The sequence below is a fragment of the Nocardioides pini genome, from assembly GCF_026712185.1.
Lineage (GTDB): Bacteria > Actinomycetota > Actinomycetes > Propionibacteriales > Nocardioidaceae > Nocardioides > Nocardioides pini.
Genome location: NZ_JAPPUX010000001.1, coordinates 393,186 through 406,031, shown reverse-complemented (window position 1 = coordinate 406,031; position 12,846 = coordinate 393,186). Strand labels below are relative to the sequence as shown.

Here is a 12,846-nt window from a genome sequence, read left to right as displayed (position 1 = left end):
CCCGTGGCCGCGGCGGTGCTGGTCAGCGCTGGTCGACGTCGACGCCGGTCGCCAGGTCGCCGCACTCGACGAGGACGACGTCGTGCGCGGCGAGGTAGTCCCGCGCTCCGCGGTCGCCCGTCGCGGAGGCCACGACGCCCGCCCAGTGGTCGCGCCCGAGGAGCACGGGGTGCCCCGGGACACCCTCGTACGCCGCCCGCGCGAGGTCGCCGCGGCGTCCGGGGACGGCGTCGAGCACCCGGGACACGACGGCCGCGTCGACGTCGGGGAGGTCGACCAGGGAGACGAGCACGGAGTCATGATCGGTGCGGGCGAGCGCCTCGAGGCCCGCACGCAGGGAGGCGCCCATCCCCTCGGCCCAGTCCTCGGCACGGATCCGCGAGACCGACATCGGCAGCAGCGCGGACGCCCGGCGGGCCTCGGCCCCCAGCACGACCACGATCTCCTCGCACGGGCGCAGGGCCTGCACCGCCCGCAGCAGCCACGAGGTGCCGTCGTCGTCGCGGGCGAGCGCCTTGGGCCCGCCGAAGCGGCTCCCCTCCCCTGCGGCGAGCAGCAGTCCGACGGTCATGACCCCACCGTAGGGCTCAGGCGCGGGTGGCCACCGTCAGGAGCACGGCCGCGTCCGTCTCCGCGTGGAGGTCGTGCCGCTGCGCCGGGATCACCAGGTGGTCGCCGGCCGAGCCCTCCCAGGTCTCCCCGCCGGCAGCGAGCCGCACGGTGCCGACCAGGACCTGGAGGGTGGCCTCCCCCGGGGCCTGGTGCTCGCCCAGCGTCCGGCCCGCGGCCAGGGCGATGAGGGTCTGCCGGAGGTCGTGCTCGCGACCGCCGAAGACCGTGACCGAGGACCGTCCGCTGCTCGCATCACGAGCCGCTGCGAGCTGGCCCTCGGCGAGATGGGTGAGGGACGTCTTCTGCATGGGTGCTCCTCGGGTCGTGGATGGGCGATGTGTGCGGGGCCGTCAGCCGACGCGGTCCCAGCCGCGGCGCGGGGAGGCGCTGCCCAGCGGCCGGTCGTCGCGCGAGCGGTAGACGATGTAGGGGCGCGTGAGGTACCCGATCGGCGCCGAGAAGACGTGGACCAACCGGGTGAAGGGCCACAGCGCGAAGAGACCGAACGCGACGAGTGCGTGGAGCTGGAAGCCGATGGGCGCGTCGGCCATCAGGTCGGCGTCGGGCTGGAAGGCGAGGAACGAGCGGTACCAGACCGAGACGCCCTCCCGGTAGTTGTACTCGCCGCCCAGACTGAAGATGGACCCGGCGATCGTGTTCCACATCCCCAGCACGATCGCCGCGCCGAGGAAGGCGTACATCACCTTGTCCATCGGCGTGGTGGCCGAGAACACGGGGCCCACCGTTCGCCGGCGGTAGACGAGGATCGCCATCCCCACCAGCGCCATCACCCCGGCGACGAGGCCGCCGACGACGGCGACGTAGTGGTAGAGGTGGTCGTCGATCCCGACCGCCTCGGTCCACGAGCGTGGGACGAGGAGACCGATCACGTGCCCGCCGACCACGCCGAGCATGCCGAAGTGGAACAGCGGCGAGCCGAGACGCAACAGGCGGTCCTCGTAGAGCTGCGAGGACCGCGTGGTCCAGCCGAACTTGTCGTAGCGGTAGCGCCACACGTGTCCGACGACGAAGACGGCCAGGCACAGGTAGGGGACGATGACCCAGAGGAAGACGTTCATGCTCGTGGCGCTCCTACGGGGATGGTGGCGGACGAGATGAGGGCCGGGCCTGACGCCAGCGCGGGGTCGGCCGCGTAGCCCGCGAGCCCGACCTCCTCCGCGGGCGGTCCCTGCTCGACGAGACGGCGTACGGCGTCGGCCTCGTCGCCGGCGAGCTCGGGCAGCGTGTCGCACAGGGCCACCAGCGCGGCGGCCCACGGCGACCCGATCGTGTCGTCGTCGTTGCGCCAGCCCGTGAGCGCGAGGCGCAGCATCTCCACTCCGGCGCGGTGCTCCAGCAGGAGCGACCGGGCGATGTCGGGATCGACGGTGGCACCGAACTGCAGCACTGCGCAGAGGTGGTCGGGCAGCTCGCCCAGGTCGTCGTCCCACACGACCCCGCCGCGACGATAGGCGTCCTTGAATCGCACGAGCGCCGCTCCCCGTCGGCGGGTGTCCCCGTAGGCGAAGTAGGTCAGGTAGAGGGCGCACTTCCGCGTGTGGTCGAAGGTGGCGACGTAGTCCTGCTGGAGCAGCGCCAGCGGTGTGCGCCGCACGTGGTCGAGCAGCGGCACGAGGTGCGGGTGACCGGGCACCAGCGCCGCGAGGTCGTCGAGCGAGGCCACGAGCTCCTCGGTCGGGTAGTCCAGCAGGGCTGAGCAGACCGCCCAGGTGCGCAGTGCCTCCGGGTCCGGCTGGGTCGGGCGGCGGCGGAGCCTCACGAGCCCGCTCCGTCGTCGCGCGGCGGGAAGAGCCCGTCGGGCGTCCCCTTGCCGTCCCAGTTCAAGAGGTTGACCCGGGAGGCCTTGTCGTCCGGCGCCGCGAGCGAGTCGGAGGTCTGGCGGTCCTGGAGCATCCGGAAGTTCTCCACCGCGACCGGCGTCGGGTAGCCCGAGCCCTCGCCGAAGAGGTCCTGCTGCCCGCCGCCGTAGTCGCTCACCGGGCAGTCCGTGGCGAGCTCCTCCAGCGCGTGCGCCTGTTCGGCGTGGGCTGCCGGGATGACGTAGCGCTCGGCGTACTTCGCGATCGCGAGCAGCCGGAACATGTCGTACATCTGCTCGCCCGTCATCCCGACCGCGGCGGGGATCGACTCGTCGGGGTCGCGACCCAGGTTGATGTCGCGCATGTAGGACCGCATCGCGGCGAGCTTCTTCAGGACGCGGTCGACGGGTGCGGTGTCACCGGCGGTGAAGAGGTTGGCGAGGTACTCCACCGGGATGCGCAGCGTGTCGATGGCAGCGAAGAGGTTGCCCCGGTCCTCCGCGTCCTCGCCGGTGTCGCGCACGACGTCGACGACCGGCGACAGCGGCGGGATGTACCAGACCATCGGCATCGTGCGGTACTCCGGGTGCAGCGGCAGCGCGACCTCGTAGGTGTTGATCAGCGCCCAGACCGGCGACCGTTGCGCCGCCTCGATCCAGTCGCCCGGGATCCCGGCCTGCTCCGCGGCCCGCTGGACGGCGGGGTCGTGGGGGTCGAGGAAGCAGGCGCGCTGGGCGTCGTAGAGCGCGTGCTCGTCCTCGATGCTCGCTGCCTCGAGCACCTTGTCGGCGTCGTAGAGCACCAGGCCGATGTAGCGCAGCCGGCCCACGCACGTCTCCGAGCAGACGGTCGGGATGCCGACCTCGACCCGGGGGTAGCAGAAGGTGCACTTCTCGGCCTTCCCGGTCTTGTGGTTGAAGTAGACCTTCTTGTAGGGGCAGCCCGAGACGCACATCCGCCAGCCGCGGCAGCGGTCCTGGTCGACGAGCACGATGCCGTCCTCCTCGCGCTTGTAGATCGCGCCGCTGGGGCACGACGCCGCGCACGAGGGGTTGAGGCAGTGCTCGCAGATGCGGGGGAGGTAGAACATGAACGTCTGCTCGAACTCGAGCCGCACCTTGTCCTCGATGCCCTGGAGCATCACGTCGCGGGCCGCGTGCTCGTGCGAGCCGCCGAGGTCGTCGTCCCAGTTGGCCGACCACTCGACATTCATGTCCTTGCCGGAGATGAGGCTCTTGGGTCGCGCGACGGGGAAGGTGTCGGTCTGCGGCGAGCTGGTCAGCGTCTCGTAGTCGTAGGTCCACGGCTCGTAGTAGTCGTCGATCGACGGCAGCTTGGGGTTGGAGAAGATCGTGAGCAGCTTCCTCCACCGGCCGCCGGCCCGGAGCTCGAGGCGGCCATTGGGCTTGCGGACCCACCCTCCCTGCCACTCCTCCTGGTCCTCGTAGGTCCTCGGGTAGCCGAGGCCGGGGCGGGTCTCGACGTTGTTGAACCAGACGTACTCCGTGCCGGTCCGGTTGGTCCAGGCCTGCTTGCAGGTCACCGAGCAGGTGTGGCACCCGATGCACTTGTCGAGGTTCATCACCATCGCCATCTGGGCCATCACGCGCATGTCAGTACTCCACCTTCGCGATGCGCTTGCGGATCATCGTGACCTCGTCGCGGTTGTTGCCGATCGGTCCGATGTAGTTGAAGAAGTACGCCAGCTGCGCGTACCCACCGACGATGTGGTTGGGCTTGAGCAGGATGCGCGTGAGGCTGTTGTGGATGCCGCCGCGCTTGCCGTCTCGCTCGGTCAGGGGTACGTCGATCAGCCGGTCCTGCGCGTGGTGCATGTAGACCGTGCCCTCCGGCATCCGGTGGCTGACGATGGCCCGCGCCGCGACGACACCGTTGCGGTTGACCATCTCGATCCAGTCGTTGTCCTTGATCCCGACCTTCGCGGCGTCGCGGTCGGAGATCCAGACAGACTGCCCGCCGCGCGACAACGACAGCATGAAGAGGTTGTCCTGGTACTCCGAGTGGATCGACCACTTGTTGTGGGGGGTGAGGTAGCGGACCGAGACGCCGAGCTCGTTCTGCTCGCCGATCGGCGCCTCTCCGAAGAGCTCCGTCATGTTGAGCGGGGGCCGGTAGACCGGCAGCATCTCGCCCATCCCGAGGAACCAGTCGTGGTCGACGTAGAACTGCTGGCGCCCGGTCAGGGTGTGGAACGGCTTCTTGCGCTCGATGTTGATCGTGAAGGGGCTGTAGCGTCGCCCGCCCGACTCCGAGCCGGACCACTCCGGCGAGGTGATCACCGGCACGGGCGCCACCTGCGTGTCGGCGAAGGTGATCTGCTTGCCCTCGTGCTCGGCGGCCAGGTCGGCCAGCCGGGTACCGGTGCGCTTCTCGAGGAAGCGGAAGCCCTGCGTCGCGAGGTGGCCGTTGGACACGCCGGCGAGGTGCAGGATCGCGTCGGCCATCTGCACGTCGGTCTCGACCCTGGGTTGACCGTCCCCCGCGCCGCCGTGGGTCACGCCGTTGCGGTGACGCAGGATGTCGATCTCGCGCTTCACGTCGTAGGCGACGCCCTTGGTGAGCATCCCCGCCGTCTCCATGAGCGGGCCGATCGAGGTCATCTTCTCGTAGACCGCGGTGTAGTCCCGCTCGGCGACCGCGATCACCGGCATCGTCTTCCCGGGCACCGGCTCGACCTCGCCGGTCCTCCAGTCCTTCACCACCCCGTGCTCGGTGGCCATCGCCTCCGGGGTGTCGTGCCACAGCGGCTTGGCGACCACGTCCCTACGGGTGCCGAGGTGGTCGACCGCGAGCTCGGAGAACCGCTTCGCGATGACCTTCCACGTGTCCCAGTCCGACTTCGTCTGCCACGGCGGCGCGATGGCGGGGTTGAACGAGTGGACGAACGGGTGCATGTCGGTGGTCGAGAGGTCGTGCTTCTCGTACCAGGTCGCGGCGGGCAGCACGACGTCGCTGAAGATCGTCGACGACGTCATCCGGAAGTCGATCGTCATCAGCAGGTCGAGCCGACCCTCGGCCGCCTTGTCCGCCCACACCACGTCCTTCGGCCGCTGGTCCGGCGGCGCCTCCACGGCCGTGGCGGCCGAGTCGGTGCCGAGCAGGTGGCGCAGGAAGTACTCGTTGCCCTTCGCCGAGGAGCCGAGGAGGTTGGAGCGCCACAGTGACAGCACCCGCGGGTGGTTGTCCTCGTGCTCGGGGTCTTCGACCGCGAACCTCAGCCGACCCGCCTTCAGCTCCGCGGCGACGTACGCCGGCACCTCCACGCCGGCCGCCTCGGCGTCGTCGGCCAGCTGCAGGCTGCTGCGGTCGAAGGTCGGGTACGACGGTGACCACCCCAGCCGGACTGACTGAGCCAGCAGGTCCATCACCGACCTCCCCGCGAAGATCCCCGTGCCGGAGTCGAGGTCGTCGGCTGTGAAGGTGTCGTAGCGGTACTGCGAGGTGTTCACGTACCAGTAGGCGGTCTGGTTCATGTGGCGCGGCGGGCGGTGCCAGTCGAGCGCGAAGGCCATGTGCTGGAAGCCCATGATCGGGCGGATCTTCTCCTGCCCGACGTAGTGCGCCCACCCGCCGCCGTTGCGGCCCTGGGTGCCGGTGATCGTGGTGAGCAGCAGGATGGCGCGGTAGATCTGGTCGGAGTGGAACCAGTGGTTGACGCCCGCCCCGAGGAGGATCATGCCGCGGCCCTCGGTGTCGATCGAGTTGTGGGCCCACTCGCGGGCGAGCCGCACCACCTGGGCGGCCGGGACGCCGGTGTGCTGCTCCTGCCAGGCCGGGGTGGCCGGCACCGCCGGGTCGTCGTAGCCGTGCGGGTCCGCGTCGCTCACCCGCGGCCACACGCCGGGCAGGCCCGGACGGGCGACGCCGTACTGGGCGAGCAGCAGGTCCAGCACCGTGGTGACCACGCGCTCCCCGACGCGCGCCACCGGGACCCCGCGCCGCTCGTGCACGACCTTGCCGTCGGCGGCGTCGAAGCGCGGCAGCTCCACTTCGACGACCTCGCGGGTGCCGCCCTGGTGGTCGCGGTACATGCTCAGGGCCGGGTCGATGTCGCCGAGCTCGAGGTTCCACCGCCCGACGCCCTCCTCCCCGAAGCGGTCGCCGATGGAGCCGTGCGGGATCCGCACCTCGCCCGTGCCGGCGTCGATGACGGCGGGCTTCCACATCGCGTTCTCGCTCGTGCCACCCAGGTCGCCCTCGACGAGGAACTTGCCGGGACGGAGGCCCCCGTCGGCCGCGGGTTCGAGGCAGACGAGGTGCGGCAGGTCGGTGAACTGCTTGGTGTAGTCCTCGAAGAACGGCGTGGTGGCGTCGGCGAAGAACTCCTTCAGCACGACGTGACCCATGGCCATCGCGAGCGCGCCGTCGGTGCCGGGTGCGGGACTCACCCACTCGTCGGCGAACTTCACGCTCTCGGCGTAGTCCGGCGCCACGGCCACGACCTTCTGCCCGCGGTAGCGCGCCTCCGTCATCCAGTGCGCGTCCGGAGTGCGGGTCACCGGGACGTTGGAGCCCCACATCATCAGGTAGCCGGCGTCCCACCAGTCGCCGGACTCGGGCACGTCGGTCTGGTCGCCGAACATCTGCGGCGACGCGTTGGGCAGGTCGGCGTACCAGTCGTAGAACGACAGCATCGGGGCGCCGATGAGCTCCAGGAAGCGGGCCCCGGAGGCGTACGACACCGGCGACATGGCCGGGATCGGCGAGAAGCCCGCGATCCGGTCCGGACCCCACCGCTTGACGGTGTAGACGTGCGCCGCCGCCACGATCTCGGCCACCTCGTCCCACGACGCGCGCACGAGCCCGCCCTTGCCGCGCGCCCTCTTGTAGGCCCGCGCCTTCTCCTCGTCCTGGACGATCGAGCCCCACGCGACCACCGGGTCGCCGTGCTGCTGCTTGGCCGCCCGGAACATCTCGAGCAGCACTCCCCTGACGTAGGGGTAGCGCACCCGCGTCGGGCTGTAGGTGTACCAGCTGAACGCCGCGCCACGCGGGCAGCCGCGGGGCTCGTACTCCGGACGGTCGGGCCCGGCGCTCGGGTAGTCGGTCTGCTGCGCCTCCCAGGTGATGATGCCGTCCTTGACGTAGACCTTCCACGAGCACGACCCGGTGCAGTTGACGCCGTGCGTCGACCGCACCACCTTGTCGTGGCTCCAGCGATCGCGGTAGAACACGTCGCCCTCGCGCCCCCCGCGCTTGTGCAGCGTGCGGGCGTCGTCACTCACCTCCGCCTTGGTGAAGAAGCGGCGACCGCCGATCAGGGCCTTCTGCAACGGGTTCTCGAGGTCGGTCACGACGTGGCGCCCTTTCGGTGGGGAGATCGGGGTCGAGAGGTCGGTCGGGTCAGGCCGCGACCGTTGCGGCCGACGCGGCCGCGGTGCGTCGTACGACGAGCAGGGTCAGCGCCAGGGTGAGCGCCGCCGTGACGGCGAGCAGCCAGAGACCGATGCCGTAGGACTCCGTCTGTCCGTAGAGCCACCCCATGAGCAGCGGCGGCACGAAGCCGCCGAGCCCACCGGCGGCGCCCACCAGGCCGGTCACGCCGCCCACCCGGGCAGGCTCCGTGCTGTGGGCGATCAGCGCGAACGTCGCCCCCGACCCCGCTCCGAGCGCCGCGGCCATGACCAGGAAGGCGCCGGTGCCGAGCGTGAGGTTGCTGCCGTCGGCCGAGGTCACCGGGGGGTTCTGCGCGGCGATCGCAGCGCACGCGGCGACCGTGCCGAACGCCGTGGCCAGCACGGGGATCGACCCCAGCTGGTCCGACAGCCACCCGCCGATCGGCCGCATCACGACCGCCACGACGACGAACCCGGCCATCCGGTTCGCCGCATCCGCCGGCTCGAGGCCGTGGGCGGTCTTCAGGTAGGTCGGCAGGAAGACCGAGAACGCGACGTAGCCGCCGAACGCGACCGCGTAGAGCACGCAGGCCTGCCACGTGATCGGCAGGCGGGCGTTGGCGGCGAGACGGGTGGCGAGGCTGGTCGTCGGTGCGACGCGGCCGGGTGCGTCCCGCATCACCAGCCAGGCCACCACGGCGTAGACCGCGAGGACCGCCGCGGTGATCAGGAAGGGGGCGGTCCGACCGAGGTCCTCCGACAGCGGGACGGTGGTCAGGGCGCTGATCGCGGTGCCACCCATGCCCGCGCCGAAGATGCCGACGGCCAGGCCTCGTTTCTCGGGCGGGAACCAGGCGTTGACGAAGGGGACACCGACGGCGAAGGCAGTGCCGGCGATGCCGAGGAAGAACCCGCCGAACAGCATGAGCGAGTAGGAGTCGAGCGCGAAGAAGGCCAGGAAGAGGACCGGCACGATCGTCGCGCCGGAGACGATCGGGAACATCACCCGGCCGCCGAACCTGTCGGTGAGCGCGCCCACGATGATCCGGCCGAGCGAGCCCACCAGCACCGGCACGGCGACCATCAGCGCCACCTCGGACTGGCTGAGCAGCCCGAGGGGGCTGTCCGCCCCCTGCTTCAGGTAGAGAGCCCCGAGCGGGCTGATCAGCGCCCACGCCCAGAAGTTCACGGCGAAGCCGATGGTGGCCAGGGCCAGCATCAGCCACGGATTGCCCGCGCGGCGGGATGCAGTCGTCGTACTCATCGCGTGCTCCTGGTGGACGGAGGGAACAACCTGCGTGCCGCTCGAACTTATTACGATGTACCCGTGAAAAATATGCGTACGCCGTCCGCGACCGCAAGGGGCCGCGCCGCCGTGCTCGACGCACTGCTCGCCCAGCCGGACCCGGTCGGCATCGACGCACTGGCCCAGGCGACAGCGCGCCACCCCAACACCGTGCGCGAGCAGGTCAACTGGCTCGTCGCCCACGGCTACGTCACGCGCGTTCGCCAGCCACACGAGGGACGGGGCCGACCGGCCTGGCTCTACCAGGCGCGCGGGCCGCGCCCGGGCGACGGCGACTACGTCGAGCTCGCAGCGGCCTTGGCGTGGCGCCTCCAGGACGCCTCCCCCGACACCGAGGCCGAGGCGCTCGCGGCCGGACGACGATGGGGTGCGGACCTCGTCGCGCGCAGGGGTGTGACCGACGCGCCGTCACCCGCGACCGGGCGACGGTGGACCGTCGAGCTGCTCGAGGAGCTCGGCTACGCCCCCGCGCCGGACAGTGAGGACCGGGACGTCGTCCTCCACAGGTGCCCGCTGCTGCAGGCGGCCTACCGCTTCCCGGACGTCGTGTGCAGCGTCCACCTCGGCATGGTGCAGAGCGCGCTCGAGGCCAACGGGGCCAGCTCCGAGGGCTCGGAGCTGCGTCCCTTCAGCGCCCCGGGGCAGTGCTTCCTCCGCCTGGGGCCCGGCCCGTCGTCGTCCGCTCAGCCCTCGGCGGGGAACGCCTCGGCGTAGAGCGCCTCGAGCTCGGGGGTGGTCTCGGCGGTGAAGCCGCACAGCGTCACCCGGTCGCCGTCGGCGCTCACGAGGTAGGTCTGACCCTCCTGGAAGTCCACCGCGAGGAGGAGGTCCTCGAGGGCCTTGCTCGGCGCCTCGACGGTCACGGTCGACGCGTCGCCACCGGCGTACCACTGGTCCACCTCGAGCGTGGCGGTGCCGCCCTCGACGGAGGTGACGGTGCCCTCGAAGGCCGTGTCGAACGTCGACAGGACCTCCGCGGAGGGCATCGCGCACTTGCCCGCGGCCGAGTCGTCGGCGGTCAGCGCGAGGGTGCCGTCGGAGGCGGACCCGCTCGCGCTGGGGGTCTCACTGGGGGTCTCGCCGGCGGTCGGCTCGGAGGTCGCCGCGTCGTCGTCGGAGGCGCAGCCACCGAGCGTGAGGGCGAGAGCCGCCATGGCGGCGGGGAGCAGGAGGGCCGTACGGCCCCGGGTGGTGGGTCGGCTCATGGCGGGCATCCCTTTCGTCGGAGGGCGGAGGTCTCCCGCCCCCTCATCGAGTCGGACGGACGGGGCGGGGCCGGGGTTCCGCTGCGGCGTCACTGCGGGGTCTCGAAGTCGTCGTCCTCCTCGACGCGCCTCTTCAACCGGCCGATGCCGGGGATCTTGCCCAGGATCTCGTTGAGCTCGCGTGACACGTTGAGCAGCTCGTGGAGGTCGGGTGCCACGGACCCGAGCGTGGTCAGGACCGGCAGCACGTCGCGCTCGACCTGGGTGGTGAGGGCGGGGAGGTGGTCGACCAGCGTCACCAGCGCGGCCACCTCGTCGGGGTGGGTGGTGTCGGCGAGCGTCTGGAGGGTCGGCTGGAGCGCGGTCAGCGGCGGCTCGAGGGCGTCGAGCAGGCCTCCGGCCCGGGTCGCCTGGACGGCGGCTCCGTCCACCACGGTGTCCACCCGGTCGAGCTGGGTGGCGGCCGCGGTGACGACGGTGCCGACGCGGGTGACCTCGCCCGTCGCGGCGTCCACGACGGCGCCGACCCTGGCCACCTCGGCGGTCGCGGCGTCCACCACGGCGCCCACCCGCTCGACCTGGACCGTCGCGGCGTCCACCACCGTGCCCACGCGCGCGACCTCGGCGGTCGCCGCGTCGACGACGGCCCCGACCCGGTCCACCGTCGCGGAGGCGCGCTCGATCAGCACCTCGGCCCGGTCGAGCAGGGCCAGCGCACGCGGCACGGCACCGAGGAGTGCCTCCACCTGCTCGCTCCCCCGCTCGAGGGCCGACAGCACGTCACGGGGTCCGGGCACGGGCAGGCGCATGCGCCATTCCTACCAGCGGTGTGCCCGCGCTACCGGGCGGCGGCGACCGACTCGTCGGTGCCGGCGAGCTTCTGCGACAGCCAGATCGGGATGATCGACAGCACGATGAGGGCCGCGGCGACCACGTTGACCACCGGCGCCTGGTTGGGGCGGAACAGGTTCTGGTAGATCCAGATCGGCAGCGTCTGGATGCCCTGTCCCGCGGTGAAGGTCGTCACGATGATCTCGTCGAAGGACAGCGCGAAGGACAGCAGCGCGCCCGCCAGCAGGGCCGAGCGCATCATCGGGAGCGTGACCGACCAGAAGGTCCGGAACGTCCCGGCGCCGAGGTCCATCGAGGCCTCCTCGAGGTTGCCGCCCAGCCGGCGCAGGCGGGCGATGGCGTTGTTGAACACCGTGACGATGCAGAACGTCGCGTGCGAGACCACCAGGGTGAGCATGCCCAGCTCGATCCCGAACATCGTCAGGAATGCGTTGGCCAGCGCGATGCCGGTCACCACGCCGGGCAGGGCGATGGGCAGGATGATCAGCAGTGAGACCGTGTCGCGCCCGAAGAAGCGGAACCGCTGGAGCGCGAGGGCGGCCATCGTGCCGAGGACGAGCGCGATGGCCGTGGCCACGAGCGCCACCTCCACCGAGACCACGATGGCGTTCCGTGCGCCCGCGCTGTCGACTGCCGCCGACCACCACTTCGTGGTGTAGCCCGGAGGCGGCCACTCGAAGGTCCGCGAGACGTTGAAGGAGTTCAGCACGACGAGCGCCAGTGGCACGTGGATGAAGAGCAGCACCAGGCCGGTCAACGCCAGCAGCACGCCCCGGGTCGCCCGCGAGAAGCTCATCGTCCACCCCGCGCGCTCACAGCGAGTCCAGCGCCCCGGTCCGGCGTACCGCTCCCAGGTAGGCCAGCATCACCACGACCGGGATGGTCGCGACGGCGGCCGCGAACGGCAGGTTGTTGCCGGTCAGGAACGAGTCGTACACGACGTTGCCGAGCATCTGGTTGGCCCCGCCGACGATCTCGACGGCGATGTAGTCGCCGAGGGTCAGCGAGAAGGTGAAGATCGAGCCGGCGACCGCGGCGGGGAAGAGCACCGGCAGCACCACGCGGCGCATGGTGGTGCGGGTGGTCGCGCCGAGGTCCGCCGAGGCCTCGAGCAGCGAGTCGGGCAGCCGCTCGAGACCGGCGTACATCGGCAGGATCATGTAGGGCAGCCACAGGTAGGACAGCGTCACCACCGTGGCGACCAGGCCGTACCCGGGCGAGAGCCCGAGGTCGTCGAGCGGCCCGCCGCTGGCGAACATCCCACGCCAGGCGTACGCCTTGACGAGGTACGACGCCCACAGCGGGGTCAGCACGGCGATGACGAGCGCACGCTGGAGCCGGGGTGAGGCGACCTTGGCCATGTAGAGCGCGATGGGGAAGGCCAGCAGGGCGTCGATCACGGTCACGGCCACCGCGGTCAGGATGGTGCGGGCGGTGATCGTGCGGTAGACGTCGATGGTGAACAGGTCGCGGTAGTTGTCGAGGTTCCAGATCCGCTCGATGTTCCCGCCGAAGGCGTCGACGGTCCACAGCGACGTGATGAACAACGCCGCCAGCGAGCCGAGGTAGAGCACGCCGAGCCAGAGCATCGGCGGGCCGAGAAGGAGCCCCAGTCGCAGCCGAGGGCGGCGGTGCAGCACACCCGACCGAGGGTGTGCCGCACCGCCGCCCGCGAACGACCGGGACGTCATGCC

General features: G+C 71.1%; 12 protein-coding genes. 1 reads left to right on the top strand and 11 read right to left on the bottom strand.

From position 1 onward, the window contains the following. Positions 1–22 precede the first annotated feature (22 nt). The 7 genes from NYO98_RS01975 to NYO98_RS01945 are packed head-to-tail and all read right to left on the bottom strand — an operon-like array spanning position 23 to position 9,053. On the bottom strand, positions 23–571 hold the full coding sequence (locus NYO98_RS01975; RefSeq protein ID WP_268109847.1) for a nucleotidyltransferase family protein: 549 nt from the start codon (positions 569–571) through the stop codon (positions 23–25). Between the two features lie 16 nt (positions 572–587). Then, positions 588–920: a cupin domain-containing protein gene (locus NYO98_RS01970; protein ID WP_268109846.1), complete on the bottom strand. Its 333-nt coding sequence runs from the start codon at positions 918–920 to the stop codon at positions 588–590. Positions 921–962: 42 nt separating this feature from the next. After that, positions 963–1,691, bottom strand: a complete 729-nt coding sequence (narI, locus tag NYO98_RS01965; RefSeq protein ID WP_268109845.1) for a respiratory nitrate reductase subunit gamma — start codon at positions 1,689–1,691, stop codon at positions 963–965. Next, positions 1,688–2,392, bottom strand: coding sequence for a nitrate reductase molybdenum cofactor assembly chaperone (narJ, locus tag NYO98_RS01960; RefSeq protein WP_268109843.1), 705 nt, complete (start codon positions 2,390–2,392; stop codon positions 1,688–1,690). The genes narI and narJ overlap by 4 nt, the downstream gene beginning before the upstream one ends. Next, complete coding sequence (narH, locus tag NYO98_RS01955) at positions 2,389–4,044, bottom strand: nitrate reductase subunit beta (protein WP_268109842.1); 1,656 nt, start codon at positions 4,042–4,044, stop codon at positions 2,389–2,391. Before narH ends, narJ begins: the two co-directional genes overlap by 4 nt. Before the next feature lies 1 nt (position 4,045). Then, positions 4,046–7,747, bottom strand: coding sequence for a nitrate reductase subunit alpha (locus NYO98_RS01950; protein ID WP_268109841.1), 3,702 nt, complete (start codon positions 7,745–7,747; stop codon positions 4,046–4,048). Positions 7,748–7,796: 49 nt separating this feature from the next. Next, positions 7,797–9,053 (bottom strand): MFS transporter, encoded by a 1,257-nt coding sequence (locus tag NYO98_RS01945; protein ID WP_268109840.1) that lies wholly within the window; start codon positions 9,051–9,053, stop codon positions 7,797–7,799. 72 nt (positions 9,054–9,125) lie between these two features. On the opposite strand from NYO98_RS01945, the gene NYO98_RS01940 reads away from it, so the two are divergent. Next, on the top strand, positions 9,126–9,809 hold the full coding sequence (locus tag NYO98_RS01940; protein ID WP_268110678.1) for a helix-turn-helix transcriptional regulator: 684 nt from the start codon (positions 9,126–9,128) through the stop codon (positions 9,807–9,809). Here NYO98_RS01940 and NYO98_RS01935 read toward each other — a convergent pair. From NYO98_RS01935 to NYO98_RS01920, 4 genes are all read right to left on the bottom strand, one after another. Beyond that, positions 9,779–10,300, bottom strand: coding sequence for a hypothetical protein (locus NYO98_RS01935; protein WP_268109839.1), 522 nt, complete (start codon positions 10,298–10,300; stop codon positions 9,779–9,781). The genes NYO98_RS01940 and NYO98_RS01935 overlap by 31 nt on opposite strands. 89 nt (positions 10,301–10,389) lie before the next feature. Next, complete coding sequence (locus tag NYO98_RS01930; protein WP_268109838.1) at positions 10,390–11,109, bottom strand: hypothetical protein; 720 nt, start codon at positions 11,107–11,109, stop codon at positions 10,390–10,392. Positions 11,110–11,138: 29 nt separating this feature from the next. Beyond that, positions 11,139–11,948: an ABC transporter permease gene (locus NYO98_RS01925; protein ID WP_268109837.1), complete on the bottom strand. Its 810-nt coding sequence runs from the start codon at positions 11,946–11,948 to the stop codon at positions 11,139–11,141. 16 nt (positions 11,949–11,964) lie between these two features. Further along, the gene (locus tag NYO98_RS01920; RefSeq protein ID WP_268109836.1) at positions 11,965–12,843 is read right to left on the bottom strand and encodes an ABC transporter permease; all 879 of its coding nucleotides are present in this window, start codon (positions 12,841–12,843) and stop codon (positions 11,965–11,967) included. Positions 12,844–12,846: the final 3 nt, after the last annotated feature.